The organism is Halegenticoccus tardaugens, from assembly GCF_004116405.1.
GTDB classification, from domain to species: domain Archaea; phylum Halobacteriota; class Halobacteria; order Halobacteriales; family Haloferacaceae; genus Halegenticoccus; species Halegenticoccus tardaugens.
On record NZ_SDIC01000003.1, the window covers coordinates 1 to 13,602 of the forward strand.

Consider the following 13,602-nt stretch of genomic DNA (forward strand, 5'->3'; position numbering starts at 1 on the left):
GTGGAATCCTCATATCTTCGGACTTCTTCGTAGGCCGTTCGGGGTCTTAAACCCGTCGAAGCCCGGCGGAGTGATCCGCCGGGCGCGCGGCCCGAGTCCGAGCGTGGACCGCGTCGAACGGCCCACAATCGCGGTGTGTCTTACGCATCGTTTCCGAGCGCCTTCGAACACTTAAGGGCGTCGGAACGCCCCGGTCGGGTGCTCGTCACACCCGACGCCGGGCGGACGCCGCCGACGTCGGCCGGCGGCGGTCACAACGTACCGGACGTCCCATCAGTACTTAAGCGCGTCGGATTGATGTCGACGCTCGCTATCGATTTCATCGACATCGGCGTATTTAAATCCGTGTCGCCTCCGGAGAGGCGTCGGATCGGGATTGCCGCCGGTGACGGGGCAACCCCGGCCGCCGGTGCAACCGGCGACCGTCGCATTACCACCGAGGTGAGTGTCACGTATAAGACCGTCGAACCACATCGACCTCGTCATGCGGTTTCATGGCTTACGACGGTTGACCGCCGAGCGCGTCGCTCGCGGGCGGAGTGTCGCGCGGCTGGAGGCCGGTCGGTCATCCCGCGCAGAGCACATCGGGTCGAACCGGGTGTCGGCCGCGCAGCCGAGAGTGGCGCGGGGATCCCGAAAACCCTGTCGTCATCGACCGGTCGAGTTCTACGCGTGCGCGCAAAGAACGTTTAAACGGGTCAATCTACTCGTCGAGGTGCTCGATTCCCTGCTTCGAGACGTTCGCTTCCGTGATCTCGTCGGGCATCCAATCGGGCTTGTTTCCCGGGGCCGTCTCGCGCCAGGCCCAGCCCTCGTAGATGTGCACCTTGTCCGTCCCCTTCTCGCGAAGGTGGAGTTCGATTCGCTCGGCATCGCTTTCGGAACTGGCCGGTTCGAGCCGACGGGCGGCTTTCAGTGCGGCTTGACGAGGCGTGTTTCCGGAGAAGACGCTCGATTCGTCTCCGTCGTTTCCGCGCAGTGCGAAGTTTCGCTTACCATCTTCTCGTACCATGGTTTTGCCCTCCATGGCAACCGAGCACATGGGCGATTATAAATATATCGGCGAAATGAGGGCAATCGTGCGGTACCTTTATATACTTGATCGGCGCACTCGGTCGATTTTTCGGATCGACTCGACGGAGATATACGCGCGGCTGCGTTCTCGCAGAGAGAGTACAGCGATTGGGACGCAGTCGAGTGTCGGTAAAAAACACTTATGTACATCCTACGGCGAACCTATCGATAGGTACCCTCGATGGTCCGGAAAAAGAAGCTCAGTCCGAGTGGCGCCAAGGACGAAAACGGCGAGTATCACAACGTGCACGTCAATCTCCACGAGGACGAACTCGCCGTCGCCGGCATGGCGATCGGTGACGAAGTGTTCGTGCGGGTGCGCGACGGGAAGATCATCATCCAGAAGGCCGACCCGGACGAGGTAGAACACGACTTTTAGACCCTTCCGTAGAGGCGGCGTCGTCGATCCGGCGAGCCGCGGGTCCGTCGGATTAATGGCCGTCGGTCGGTTCTCTCGTTCCGATGGAGCTGTACGACATCGCGAAGCCCGGGTTGTTCGCGCTGCCGCCGGAGACGGCCCACCGGACGGTTCACCGACTGCTCCGAAGCGCCCAGCGAACGCCGATCGAGGACGCGATACGCCGACGGTACGCGGTCGACGAGGACCGACTGCGCGTCGAGGCGTTCGGGCGTGCGTTCCCCAACCCCGTCGGCGTCGCCGCCGGGTTCGACAAGAACGCCGAGATTCCGGCGATGCTGGCGGCGCTCGGGTTCGGCCACGTCGAAGTCGGCGGCGTGACCGCGGAGCGACAGCCGGGAAACCCGCGGCCACGCATGTTCCGCCTCCGGGAGGACGAGGCGCTCGTCAACCGAATGGGCTTCAACAACGACGGTGCCGACGCGATCGGCGCGCGCCTGAAGGACGAACCCCTCCCCGACGTTCCCGTCGGCGTCAATATCGGCAAGTCGAAGTCGACGCCGCTCGACGAGGCGGCGGACGACTACCTGTACACGTACGAGCGCGTGGCGGCGGCCGGCGACTACTTCGTCGTCAACGTCTCCAGCCCGAACACGCCCGGTCTCCGATCGCTTCAGAACCGCGACGCGCTGGAGGAGATCCTCGGGGCGCTGTCCGACGCCGGCGCCGCCCCCTTACTGGTGAAACTCTCGCCCGACCTCCCCGAGACGGCCGTCGAGGACGCGCTCGCGGTGGTCGCGGACCTCGGCCTCGACGGCGTCGTCGTCACGAACACGACGACCGCCCGGCCCGGGGGGTTGAAGAGCCCCCACAGAGCGGAGCGCGGCGGTCTCTCCGGAAAACCCGTCGAGCGGATGGCGACGGAACTCGTCCGCTTCGTCGCCGAGCGGACGGACGTCCCCGTCGTCGGCGTGGGAGGCGTCGCCGACGCTGAGGGGGCCTACCGAAAGATCAGAAACGGCGCGAGCGTCGTCCAGCTGTACACCGGTCTGATCTACGAGGGCCCGGGGATCGCCCGCGACATCAACGCGGGGCTGCTCGACCTGCTGGAGCGCGACGGGTTCGATCGGGTCGAGAACGCGATCGGCGTGGATATATAAGAGAACGGGGCGAATTCTCCCGATCAGCTTCGGACGATGACCAGCGCGTCGTTCGCTTCGAGCATCTGGCCGTCGCCGGAGTAGCGCCGCTCCTCGTTCACCTCGAACGCCTCGGCGTCGAGTTCGACGTCGGCGACGCGGAGGACGCCGTCTTCGACCGCGTAGTCGCCGGCTTCGATTCCCGCCTCGATTTCGGGAACCTTGCTCCCGTGCTCGGGGCCGACGACGGCGTAGTCGAGGTCGACGCCGGTGACGACGGATTCGATCGGGGGTTCCTCGTCGTACGTCGCCAGCTCGTCGACGTGCATCACGCGCCGGATGTCGTCCTCGAAGCCCTCGACGCGACCGTACACCTCGACCGCGTCGATTCCGGCGTTCAGCGGCAGCTGGTTGTCGGACTTGTACTTCCGGAGCGCGCCGACGACGGCCATCGCCGTCTCGCCCGCTTCGAGGTCGGCGTCGACGCCCAGCGGCTCGGGCCACGACGCCCGGTGGACGCTGCCGTCGCCGACCATGTCGTGCCACAGTTCCTCGGTGACGTGCGCGAGGAACGGGGCGAAGAGGCGGAGGAACCGCTCGTGGGCGGTTCGGAGCGTGTACGCCGCCGAGACGTCGCCGCCCTCGTCGAGCCGCTGTTTGGCGATTTCGAGGTAGTCGTCGCAGAACGTGTGCCAGAAGAAGCTCCGGAGGCCGTCGCGGGCCTTCGAGAACTCGCGGTTTTCGAGCTTCTCGGTGACGAACTCGATCTCGGCGTCGAGTTCGGCGAGCAACCACCTGTCGATCGCCTTCAGGTCGGGGCGGTCCGGCGTCTCGTCGGCGAGGCTCTCGACGAGCTTCGAGGCGTTCCACAGCTTCCTGATCAGCTTCTCGCCCGCGCGGAGACCCTTCTCTTTGTACGGCAAATCGTCGCCGACGGCGCTGCCGGCGGCCCAGTAGCGAGCGGCGTCGACCGGGAACTTTTCGAGCACTTCGTCGGGCGAGACGATGTTCCCGAGCGACTTCGACATCTTCACGCGGTTCTCGTCGAGCACCATCCCGTTGATCATCACCGAGTCGAACGGCACCTCGCCGGTGTGCTCGTAGCACTTGACGACCGTGTGGAACAGCCAAAAGGAGATGATGTCGTGGCCCTGCGGGCGCACGTCGAACGGGTACAGCTCGGGCCGCTCCATTTCGAACGCCCCCGACTCCTCGTTCCAGTCCCACCCGGCGTTGATGAGCGGCGTAAGCGAGGAGGTGGCCCACGTGTCGAACACGTCGTCCTCCGGGACGAACTCGCCGTGGCCGCACTCGGGGCAGGCGTCGACCGGCGGATCGTCGGCGAGCGGGTCGACCGGGAGCTGCTCGCGCTCGGCGAGGATCTCGCGGTCGCACTCGGCGCAGTACCACACCGGGAACGGGATGCCGGAGGAGCGCTGCCGCGAGATGGCCCAGTCCCACTGGAGCCCCTCGATCCAGTTCATGTAGCGGGTGAACATCTTCTCCGGGTACCACTCCATCTGCCGGCCGGCGTCGAGGTACTCTTCCTTCTTGTCGAGCAGTTCGATGTACCACTGCTCTGCGACGAGGAACTCGATCGGCGTGCTGCAGCGCTCGTGGACGTTCACGGTGTGGGTGATGTGCCGCCGATCGAGCAGGGAGCCGGCCTCGTCGAGGTCGTCGACGATGCGCTCGCGCGCCTCCTCGGAGGAGAGGCCGGCGTACTCGCCCGCCTCCTCCGTCATCGTGCCCGACTCGTCGATGGCGATCCGGAGCGGGAGGTCGTGCGCCTGGTACCACTCGATGTCCGTCTGGTCGCCGAAGGTACAGCACATCACGAGGCCCGAGCCGGTCTCCATGTCGACGCGCTCGTCCTTCATGATCGGGACGCGCTGGCCGAACAGCGGCACCTCGGCCTCCTTCCCGACGAGGCGCTGGTTGGCCTCGTCGTCCGGGTGGACGAAGACGGCGACGCAGGCGGGCAGGAGTTCGGGCCGCGTGGTCGAGATGACGAACGTCTCCGTCTCGTCCGCGACCGAGAACTCGATGTCGTGGAAGTGCGAGGGGCGCTCGTCGTCCTCCGTCTCCACCTGCGAGATGGCGGTCTCGCACTCCGGACACCAGATGGTCGGCGCGCGCTGGCGGTACTCGCGCCCCCGGTCGTACAGGTCGAGGAAGGACAGCTGCGAGATCCGCTGGACGCGCGGTTCGATGGTCTGGTAGGTGTGGTTCCAGTCGATCGAGACGCCGATCGACTGCATCTTCTCGTTGAACTCCGCCTCGTACTCGGCGGTGACCTCGCGGCACAGCTTCTGGAACTCGTGGCGCGGGAAGTCCTGGTGCTCGACGCCGAGTTCCTCCTCGGTCAGCCGCTCGGAGGCGATCCCGTTGTCGTCGTAGCCGAACGGGAAGAACACGTCCTTGCCACGCATGCGGTTGAAGCGCGCCACGACGTCCTGGAGGATGGACCCGTAGACGTGACCCCAGTGGAGGCTGCCCGATACCGTCGGGGGCGGCGTGTCGATGGAGAAGACGGTGTTGGGATCGACCGCCCCTCCGCGGTAGGCGTAGGTGTCCTCCTCCACCCACCGGTCCTGCCACTCGGCCTCGACGGTGTCGGGATCGTAATCTCCACTCGGCATTCTCTGACGAATCTACCGCCGTCGGTGCTGTTAAACGCCTCGGTTGGTCGGTCGGAGGGCGGGCGAACGGCGACGAATGGGACGTCGACGCCGACGCCGATACCACCGACGCGCCGGCGACACAGACGACGCAGGCGATGCCGGCGACGCAGACGATGCCGGCAACAGAGACGATGCCGACGCCACCCACCACACTAACGCTTACCCACCACGCGCGGCGCGCGCTGTCGGCCCTCCGTGGCCGACCGCGGCGCGCGAGGGAGCGGTCGGCTCCCGTGCCGACCGCGAGGCTGGGGAGGACCGAGGCGAACGGGCGGGATCGAAAGGGGGCGGCCGCTCGGCGACGCACGGCGACGCAAGCACCGCAGCCGAGCGACCGAAGGGAAGCGAGGCGAAGCGCGCAGCGAGCCGCGCGAGTCGAGCGGCCGCGGGCTTTCCGGACGACCTCGTCGGGAGGTTCTCACGACGACCCTGTCGACAGATTCCCACGGCGATCCCGTCGGCGCAACTCGCAGAAATCGAGATGAGGGGCGGAACTCGCGACGACGAAGATCGCCACCGAATCCGCGACCGACGAACGGCCGAGAAACCGAAACGGGGATGGAAAAACGGCGAGGAAAACGCGAACGTGCCCCGAGAGATCGCCCCCGACGCGCCCCGCGAACGGCAGACGATTCGACTCCCCGAATCGAAGTTGAGCGCCCTTCGAGGGTGGGCCCTCGACGGCTCCGGCCTGGTCGCCGCCGCCCGGGTTCGGGACCCAGACGGACGGATCGCGCTCGTCCGGAACGGCTGGTCGGACGGCTGGATCCTGCCCGGGGGCGCGGTCGGATCCGACGAGGAGCCCGTCGAAGCCGCGAGACGGGAGGTTCGCGAGGAGACGGCGCTGGACGCGGTCGTGGAGGGGCCCATCGTCGTCTTCGACCAGTCGTACGTCGCAAAAGCCGACGGCGGCGAGCGCTTCACGGCGCAGTACGTGGTGTACGCGGCTCGCGCCGACGGGGAGATTCCGGACGCCTCGCGGCTGGGAGCGACCGACGGGGAGATCGAGGCGGCGCGGTGGTTCGAATCGATCCCGGAGGATCTCCACGACGGCGATCTCCTCCGAGCGTACCTCTGACGCGGCGTTCGTCGCCGTTGCCGTTCAGTCGAGCGCCGCCAACCGGAACTCGAACGCCGCCACCGGCAACTCCAGGTCGTGCTCGACGAGCACCTCGGGGTGGATCTCGCCGATCACGCCGACCTCGTCGCCGTCGATCACGACCGCCGCCGCGCGCCCCGGGATGAAGGACGGGTGCTCCGTCGGCGGCGTCTCCAGCCGGACGCCGAAGTCCCGGCAGAGCGCCTGCAGCCGCGCCTTCGCGTCCTCGTAGGTCGCGTCGTAGCGGGCGAGGACGGCCGCGACGGTCCGGCGCTCCGCGACGTTCGTGTTCTCCTCGGGATCGACCGCCGCCGCGAGCCCGATCTCCGCGAGGTCCTGCGGGTACGCGCGGTGGGTGTTGTTCTCCAGCACCATCGCGAGCGAGGGGAGCGCCCACGTCCGGAGCATCGTGTAATCCTCGCTGTACGGCTCCGTGATCTCGACCGGGTCGCCGCCGCCCACGACCGGGCTCCCGGGTTCGATCCGCATCCGCCGGTAGTTCTCCGCCTCGCTGATCATGTGAAAGTTCAGGAGGTCCTCGAAGCCGAGCCCCACGAGGCTCGTCCGAGCGGCGTCCTCCAACCGGGACCGCTCGTGGCGACCCCCGACGGTCCCCACGTCGGGGTACCGCGGCGCGAGGTCGTTGAAGCCGTATGCGCGCCCCGCGTCGTCGACGAGGTCGACCGGGTGGAGCACGTCCACGCGGTACGGGGGGATCGACACCCGGTAGGCGACGCCCGCGTCCGTTCCGTCGGCGTCGGGGGCGCCCGTCTCCTCGGCACCGGCACCGCCCGCCACCTCGGCACCGGCACCATCTCCGTCGTCGACCTCGGCGCTCAGCCCCGAGCGTTCGAACAGGTCCACGACCTCGTCGGTCGAGAGGTCGACCCCGAGCACGCCCTCGATTCGCTCGTGCGTCACGGTCTTCGCGTCGACCTCGAAGTCCGGCCGCGTCAGCGTCGCGTCCGGGTACCGGACCTCGACTTCCTCGATGGTCGCGCCGCGGGCGTCGAGCGCGTAGCAGACGACGTTGCACATCCGGTCGATCGTCCACTGGTCGGTCCCGGTGAGTTCGATGAAGAGGTCCCGGGAGTTCTCCGTCACCTCCGTCCGGCGGCCGTTTACGACCGGCGGGAACGAAAAGAGGCCGAGTTCGTCGTAGATCGCCGGGTAGGCCTCGTACTCCTCGACCAGCGAGGCGTACGTCCGGCCCGTCGGGTGCGTTTCGAGCACCTCCCCCGGCGTCAGTTCGGCGTCTGAGTCGAGCGCGACGAACCGGTCGCCGTCGGGCGCGACGCCGCGGTAGGTCACGGAGTTGTCGCCCTTCCCCTCGTCCGTGAGCACCTCGCCCTTCAGCATCGTCAGGTCGTGGATGCCGATCGCGCCCTTCGCGCGCTTTCGGCCCATCGTCGCGTGCAGTTTCTCCTGCAACTGGATCAGCGAATCCAGGGCTTCCTCGGAGAGGTTGACGCCGCGGACGATCGCGCCCGTCACGCAGGGGCGCTCTTCGGGGACGCTCTCGTCCACCTCGATCGTCCAGTCGGGGTCGTTCGTCTTCGGGACGTACACCCCGCGGTCGTCGCCGTACTGGTACCGGAGCGACCGCGCGACGCCCTCGACCGAGAGCCGATCGAGGCGGTCGGGGCCGAACTCCAGTTGCATCTCCCCGTCCTCCGTCTCGCCCTCGTATTCGAGGCCGAGCGCGAACAGGTCCGCTTTGAACTCCTCGTCCGTCTTCTCCTCGCGGCCGGTCAGTCGGCGCAGTTCGTCCGGGTCGACGTCTACGACTGGCATCAGTGGATCACCTCGGTTTCGCGGAGCAGTTCGAGGTCCGCGAGCGTCCCGTGGACGTCGCGGATGTCCTCGAAGCCGTACGTCAGCATGAGCAGGCGTTCGAGCGCGAGCCCCCACGCCATCACGTCGCAGTCGACGCCCAGCGGTTCGAGCACCTCCGGGCGGAACATCCCCGAGTTGCCGATCTCGATGAGCTCGCCCGTCTCGGGGTGGCGGCCGAACAGCTCGAACGACGGCTCGGTGTAGGGGTTGTAGTGCGGCTTGAACCGAAGGTCCGTGATGCCGAACTGTCGGTAGAACTCCTCGAACGTCCCCATCAGGTCGCGCACCGAGAGGTCCTCGGCCATCACCCATCCCTCGATCTGGAAGAACTCCAGCAGGTGGGTCGGATCGAGCGTGTCGTTCCGGTACACCTTCTCGACGCTGAAGTACCGCTGCGGTGGCTCCAGCGGCCCGACGGCGTCGCCCGACAGGTAGCGCATCGACAGCGACGTGGTGTGACCGCGAAGCGCGACGGCCCGGGCGAAGTTCTCGGACCACGGCGAGTGGTAGCCGTCGCCGTCGTCGCCGACGCCCTCCAGGTGGGCCGCGCGGACGCGCTCGACGAGCTCCTCGGGGAGGTCGCGGATCGGCGGCACGTCGAGCGCGAAGCGGTCCCAGTGGGTTCGCGCCGGGTGGTCCTGCGGCATGAACAGGCAGTCGTTGATCCAGAAGTCTGCGTCGGCGTGCGGGCCCGCCATCTCCTTGAATCCCATGCCGACGAGCACGTCCTTCACGCGGTCCGCGGTCTGCCGGAGGATGTGGACCTTGCCGCCCCCGTACTCGGCGGCGTCGGCCTCGACGTTGTACGCCGTGAACTCGACGTCGCGCCACTCGCCGCTCGTGAGCAGCTCGGGCGTGAGCCGGTCGACCGTCTCCGCCGCCTCGACGCCCTCCATGAGCGCCGCGACGCCGTCGTCCGTGAGCGCGACGAGGCGGACGGTGCGCTCGCGGCGCTCGACGAGTCCGCGGCTCTCTACCCGTTCGAGAACCGTCGCGTCGGTCACCTCCCGGCCCTCCGCGGCGGCCGAGAGCGCGGCCGCCTCGTCGTCGGCGTCGGGGTCGGCGTCGGGGTCGGCGGTGATCTCGCCGCTCTCGATCCGCCCGTACCCCTTCCGGGCGTAGTTCGACAGCGCGATGTTCACCTGCGGCCCGTCGAGGCCCGACGCGCCGATCGCCCGCCCCATCCGAGCGGGCTCCTCGTCGGCCCCGGCGTCGACGGCGGCGCGGTAGAGCCGTACCTCCGGGAGTTCGCCGTCGACGTACGCGCGCCCCTCCGCCGTGAGTTCGACGCTCGTTTCGGTCCGCTCTTCGACCTCGACGAGCCCCTCGTCTCGGAGGTCGAAGACGGCTCCGGTCGCCGTCTCGGGCTTCAGGCCCGCTTCCTCGGCCAGTCGTTCGATCGGCTGTGCCTCCGTCGCGCTCGCGGCCTCCAAGACCGCGACCTGTGATTTCGGGAGTCGCATTCCTCTGTGTCCGTTGATACCGATTGTTCGTCGTCGTCAGTTAGCCGTTCCGGGATGGGGCCGCCGCGCCCCGACGGGAACGGGGCGGTCCCCGCGCCGATTCGGGCGGTTTCGCCCCGACGCCGCGGCGGGGGTCCGCCGGCCGATCAGGCGCGGAAAAAGAAGCCGAACCCGGGGGTGGTCGATTCACGGTCCGCCCTCTCGACGTCGGGTCCGGACGTCATACCGGGTCGATGGCTGCGTCGAACCAAAAGCGTTCCGTCGGACGCCGACGGCCGTCACGCGCTGACAGGCCTCCGGCGCTGACCGCCGTCGCGCGCTGAGAGCGGCCTCCACGCTCTTGTGGGCGGGCGTGTAATCGAACGTCCATGGACCGCGTCTCGGCCGTCGCGGCGATCGTTGACTCGAGCGTTCGGACGCAAGAACCGTCCGCCCTCTTCGTCCTCGCGCTCGCCCTCGGGTTGGCCGCGGTCCACCTGTTCGGCGGCCGCCTCCGCTTCCTCGACGTCGTGCCGCGGAGTCGCTGGCTCTCCTTCGCGGGCGGGGCGTCGGTCGCGTACGTGTTCGTGCACGTCCTGCCGGAGGTAGAGCGGGCCGCGGAGCGGTTCGAGCGGACGGTGACGGAGGTGACGGGAGTGGCGCTGTTCGTCGAATACCACGTCTACCTCCTCGCGCTCGTCGGTTTCGTCACCTTCTACGGCCTCGAACGGCTCGCCGCCGGATCGAGGGACGGGCAGGGAGGCGACCGGGAGGGCGGCCCGGGAAACCGAGAGGACGACGCGGGCGTCTTCTGGGTGCACGTCGGCTCGTTCGCCGTCTACAACGCCCTCATCGGCTACCTGCTGGTCCACCGCGAGGACCCCGGCGTGACCGGACTCTTCCTGTTTTTCACGGCCATGGCGCTGCACTTTTTCGTGAACGACTACGGCCTCCGGGACCACCACGGCGGCGTCTACCACCGGTGGGGGCGGTGGATGCTCGCGGCCGCGGTCGTCGGCGGGACGCTGATCGGGTTCCTCGTCGAGGTGAACGAGCTGCTGGTGGACGCCCTCTTTTCCTTTCTCGCCGGGAGCGTCATCCTCAACGTGATCAAAGAGGAGCTTCCGGAGGGGCGACAGAGTCGATTCTGGGCGTTCGCCCTCGGGGCGGCCCTGTACACCGGCGTGCTCGTCCTGCTGTGATCGGCTGTGGGGGCGCTCGTCGGCTTCTCACTCGCCGGCCACGCCCCTTCGGTTCGAGTCGAGATCGATGTCGAGGTCCGCGAGCACCGCCTCCGCCTCTTCCCGCTTCTCGCGGTGGTCCTCGAGGAACTCGCGCATCAACCGCGCCGCCTGCTCCTTGCAGTCGCCGCAGAGGCGCTCGCCGCCGACGCACTCGTCGTACACCTCCTTCGCGAACTCGTCGTCGTCGCCCGCGAGCAGGTAGGCGTACAGTTCGTAGACGGGGCACTTGTCGGCCTCGCCGCCGAGTTCGCGCTGGAGTTCGGCCGTCTCGCGGCCGCCCGTCGTCGCCGACTTCACCTTGTCGTAGCCGTCCTCGGGGTCGTCGAGCAGGCTGATGTGGCTCGCCGGGACCGACGAGGACATCTTCCCGCCCGTGAGGCCGGTCATGAACCGGTGGTAGATCGAGGAGGGGGGAAGGAAGCCGTAGCCGCCCTCGTCGATCTCGACCTCGCGGGCCAGTTCCTCCGCCGCCTCGCGAGAGAGGTCGAACGCATCGACGTGCCCCTCGAAGACGCGCTTTTCTCCCTCGACGGCGTCGATGAGCGCCTCGAACGCCGACTCGGTCGCGTTGCGGTCGAGAAATCGGACGCGGGGGCGCAGCGGCTCCTTCCCCGCGGCGTCGAGCTTCGAGACCGCCGACTCGACGACGGCCTCGGAGACGCCGACGCCGTCGGATTCGAGCCGCGATCGGTCGAACTCGCCCGATTCGAGCCACGCGGCGGCGTCCTCGCAGCGGACGGAGTCGGTTCCGCCGCGTTCGCCGGGCCCTTCCGACGCCTCCGATCCCCCCGACGCCTCGACCGACAGTGTCCGGTGCGCCTCGGCGATCACGTCGCGTTCGAGCGCGTCGGCTTCGAAGCTCGCGTATGCCTCCGTCACCTTGAAAAAGCGCATCTTGGCCGCCAGGTCCCGCGCGAGGCGGACGTGCGGATCCTGATCCGGCCCGACCGGGATCACCGTCGGCTTCGGGCCGTCCAGTTGCGGGTAGAGGATGTCCGCCATCTGCGTGACGACGCTCTGCATGTGCGACACCGAGGTCTCGCCGTCGAAGCCGTAAATCGCCTCGAACTCCGAAAACCGCGCCTTCGAGCCGAGTTCGAACGCGAGGTCCTGTAGCTCGCGGTTGTCCGACTGCCGGTACAGCGTCCCCTCGTCGGCGTCGAACCCGAGCGCGAGGAGCGAGAGCAGGTAGTCGCGCGCGTGCTCGTCGATCTCGTCCCAGGGGAGGCCGCGCGCGCTGTGGGCTTCGAGGTCGGCGATGAGACCGTAGGCGTCCGCGCCGCGCTCTTGGTGCCAGATGATCTCGTCGAACACCAGTTTGTGACCGACGTGCGGGTCGCCCGTCGGCATGAAGCCCGAGAGGACGGCGAACTCGCCGCCGTCGCGCATGGCCGCCGCGATGGGTCGGTAGTCGCGGTGGCCGAAGATGACGCCCCGCCGCATCAGGTAGTGCGGCTCCGGCACCTCGGGGAGGGCGTCGTCGAACTCCTCGATGCCGAACTCCTCGAACAGCTTCCGGTAGTCGGAGACGGTCGAAGAGCCCCACGGGTCGAGGGCGACGGCGTCCGCCCCGGCGGCCGCGTCGCCGCCGTCCGTCGCCGGCCGCGTTCCGGGCGTCGAATCCGCTCCCGCCTCCGTCCGTGCGTCCGTCTCGGTAGGTCTGTCTCGTGTCATGGCGTCAACCGGGCGACCGAAAGCCAGTCTATGCCTCCGTTGGCGTCGGTCAGCGCAAAAACCATTCGCTTCCTGACCCCGCCGGCCAGCCGCACGTCGAGCGCGAGGTCCCGCGGCGCGAACTCGTGGTCCGGCCGGATCACCCGAACGAGGTTCTCGGAGTGGCCGAGGTCCTCGACGGATTCGACCTCTGCGTAGGTCCGAAAGTCCGCGCCGAATTTGAACCCGGTTTTCGGGACGACGCCGCGGTCCCGAAGCGCCCGGTAGACGCGGAGTCGACGGTCGAACCGCTCGCCCTCGACCGACCGTCCGCGATCGACGACGGCCTCGTACGCGTCCGATTCCTCGTCGTCGACGGTCAGATACCCCCGTTCCGCGAGCGCGGCGGCTTCGACGAGCGAGAGTTGGAGCGCGCCGTCGGCCGCCGTCTCCCGGCCGGTCAGCGGCTGACCGTAGAACCCGCGCTCGTACAGTTCGTTCGGCGCGTTCCAGCAGATCGCGCGATCGTCCAGGAGCTCCCCCCGGAGCGACGCGGGCGGCTCGTAGTCGGTCCGGCCGTCGAACTCGTGGCGCGCGACGTCGAGGTAGGTGATCTCGCTCTCCTCGTCGACGACCGCGAGCACGCGGCCGGCGAGACGCGTCGCCGCGACGGGTTGTCGCTCGCCGACGACGCGGACCCGGTAAGCGACGTCGCCGTCGTAGGGGCCCTTGCCGCGCGGGTACACCGCATAGTCGTAGTCGGCCGCCGCGCCGACGCCCGGCCAGCCGTCGCGGGCGGGCGAGAGATAAAAGCCCCGCTCGCGAAGGTCGACGTACACCAGAAATCGAAGGGCGAATCGGTCGCTCTCGCCGGTCGAGGTGACGAAGAAGTCGCGAAAGCCGCGTCCGTCGACGGCGTCGAGATCGCCGCGAAAGAGCAGGTGCGCCGCCTCGACGCGGGAGAGGTCGATCCGATTCCCGCCCGCGGGGCGGCCGTACCCCCGCGAGTCGTGAAAGCGCTGTCGGGCGTCGCCGCCGACGCGCACCACGTCGCCCCGAAGAGATCCGTCCAT

Annotated in this window: 10 protein-coding genes; 4 read left to right on the forward strand and 6 right to left on the reverse strand. The window is 68.4% G+C overall.

Going from position 1 to position 13,602, the window contains the following annotated elements:
- Positions 1 to 703: 703 nt before the first annotated feature.
- A complete protein-coding gene (locus tag C3L37_RS07605; RefSeq protein WP_129114021.1) occupies positions 704 to 1,012 on the reverse strand; it encodes a non-histone chromosomal MC1 family protein in 309 nt (102 codons plus the stop codon).
- 243 nt (positions 1,013 to 1,255) lie between these two features.
- On the opposite strand from C3L37_RS07605, the gene C3L37_RS07610 reads away from it, so the two are divergent.
- Both C3L37_RS07610 and C3L37_RS07615 read left to right on the forward strand, forming a co-directional pair.
- On the forward strand, positions 1,256 to 1,453 hold the full coding sequence (locus tag C3L37_RS07610) for a hypothetical protein (RefSeq protein ID WP_129114022.1): 198 nt from the start codon (positions 1,256 to 1,258) through the stop codon (positions 1,451 to 1,453).
- A gap of 83 nt (positions 1,454 to 1,536) precedes the next feature.
- Complete coding sequence (locus tag C3L37_RS07615; protein ID WP_129114023.1) at positions 1,537 to 2,592, forward strand: quinone-dependent dihydroorotate dehydrogenase; 1,056 nt, start codon at positions 1,537 to 1,539, stop codon at positions 2,590 to 2,592.
- 23 nt (positions 2,593 to 2,615) lie between these two features.
- On the opposite strand, the gene C3L37_RS07620 is transcribed toward C3L37_RS07615, so the two are convergent.
- Complete coding sequence (locus C3L37_RS07620; RefSeq protein ID WP_129114024.1) at positions 2,616 to 5,213, reverse strand: valine--tRNA ligase; 2,598 nt, start codon at positions 5,211 to 5,213, stop codon at positions 2,616 to 2,618.
- A 628-nt stretch (positions 5,214 to 5,841) separates the two neighbouring features.
- Here C3L37_RS07620 and C3L37_RS25745 point away from each other — a divergent pair.
- Positions 5,842 to 6,333 carry an NUDIX hydrolase gene (locus C3L37_RS25745; RefSeq protein ID WP_129114621.1) on the forward strand — a complete coding sequence of 164 codons (492 nt, stop codon included), beginning with the start codon at positions 5,842 to 5,844 and terminating at the stop codon, positions 6,331 to 6,333.
- Between the two features lie 24 nt (positions 6,334 to 6,357).
- Here C3L37_RS25745 and C3L37_RS07630 read toward each other — a convergent pair whose 3' ends face one another.
- Both C3L37_RS07630 and pheS read right to left on the reverse strand, forming a co-directional pair.
- Entirely contained in the window at positions 6,358 to 8,148 is a 1,791-nt protein-coding gene (locus C3L37_RS07630; protein WP_129114025.1) for a tRNA ligase subunit PheS family protein, read from the reverse strand.
- Entirely contained in the window at positions 8,148 to 9,653 is a 1,506-nt protein-coding gene (gene pheS / locus C3L37_RS07635) for a phenylalanine--tRNA ligase subunit alpha (protein WP_129114026.1), read from the reverse strand. The genes C3L37_RS07630 and pheS overlap by 1 nt, the downstream gene beginning before the upstream one ends.
- A 368-nt stretch (positions 9,654 to 10,021) precedes the next feature.
- Between pheS and C3L37_RS07640 the strand changes: the two genes are divergently transcribed.
- The gene (locus C3L37_RS07640; RefSeq protein ID WP_228546169.1) at positions 10,022 to 10,834 is read left to right on the forward strand and encodes a hypothetical protein; all 813 of its coding nucleotides are present in this window, start codon (positions 10,022 to 10,024) and stop codon (positions 10,832 to 10,834) included.
- A gap of 27 nt (positions 10,835 to 10,861) precedes the next feature.
- Here the strand turns inward: C3L37_RS07640 and C3L37_RS07645 are convergent, their stop codons facing one another.
- Together C3L37_RS07645 and endA are read right to left on the reverse strand one after the other, a co-directional pair.
- On the reverse strand, positions 10,862 to 12,550 hold the full coding sequence (locus C3L37_RS07645; RefSeq protein ID WP_129114027.1) for a tryptophan--tRNA ligase: 1,689 nt from the start codon (positions 12,548 to 12,550) through the stop codon (positions 10,862 to 10,864).
- The gene (endA, locus tag C3L37_RS07650; protein ID WP_129114028.1) at positions 12,547 to 13,602 is read right to left on the reverse strand and encodes a tRNA-intron lyase; all 1,056 of its coding nucleotides are present in this window, start codon (positions 13,600 to 13,602) and stop codon (positions 12,547 to 12,549) included. The genes C3L37_RS07645 and endA overlap by 4 nt, the downstream gene beginning before the upstream one ends.

Excerpts from the sequence above, each read along its gene's own strand:
- C3L37_RS07605 (WP_129114021.1), bottom strand. The coding sequence starts at position 1,012 with ATGGTACGAGAAGATGGTAAGCGAAACTTCGCACTGCGCGGAAACGAC.
- C3L37_RS07610 (WP_129114022.1), top strand. The coding sequence starts at position 1,256 with ATGGTCCGGAAAAAGAAGCTCAGTCCGAGTGGCGCCAAGGACGAAAAC.
- C3L37_RS07615 (WP_129114023.1), top strand. The coding sequence starts at position 1,537 with ATGGAGCTGTACGACATCGCGAAGCCCGGGTTGTTCGCGCTGCCGCCG.
- C3L37_RS07620 (WP_129114024.1), bottom strand. The coding sequence starts at position 5,213 with ATGCCGAGTGGAGATTACGATCCCGACACCGTCGAGGCCGAGTGGCAG.
- C3L37_RS07630 (WP_129114025.1), bottom strand. The coding sequence starts at position 8,148 with ATGCCAGTCGTAGACGTCGACCCGGACGAACTGCGCCGACTGACCGGC.
- pheS (WP_129114026.1), bottom strand. The coding sequence starts at position 9,653 with ATGCGACTCCCGAAATCACAGGTCGCGGTCTTGGAGGCCGCGAGCGCG.
- C3L37_RS07640 (WP_228546169.1), top strand. The coding sequence starts at position 10,022 with ATGGACCGCGTCTCGGCCGTCGCGGCGATCGTTGACTCGAGCGTTCGG.
- C3L37_RS07645 (WP_129114027.1), bottom strand. The coding sequence starts at position 12,550 with ATGACACGAGACAGACCTACCGAGACGGACGCACGGACGGAGGCGGGA.
- endA (WP_129114028.1), bottom strand. The coding sequence starts at position 13,602 with ATGGACGGATCTCTTCGGGGCGACGTGGTGCGCGTCGGCGGCGACGCC.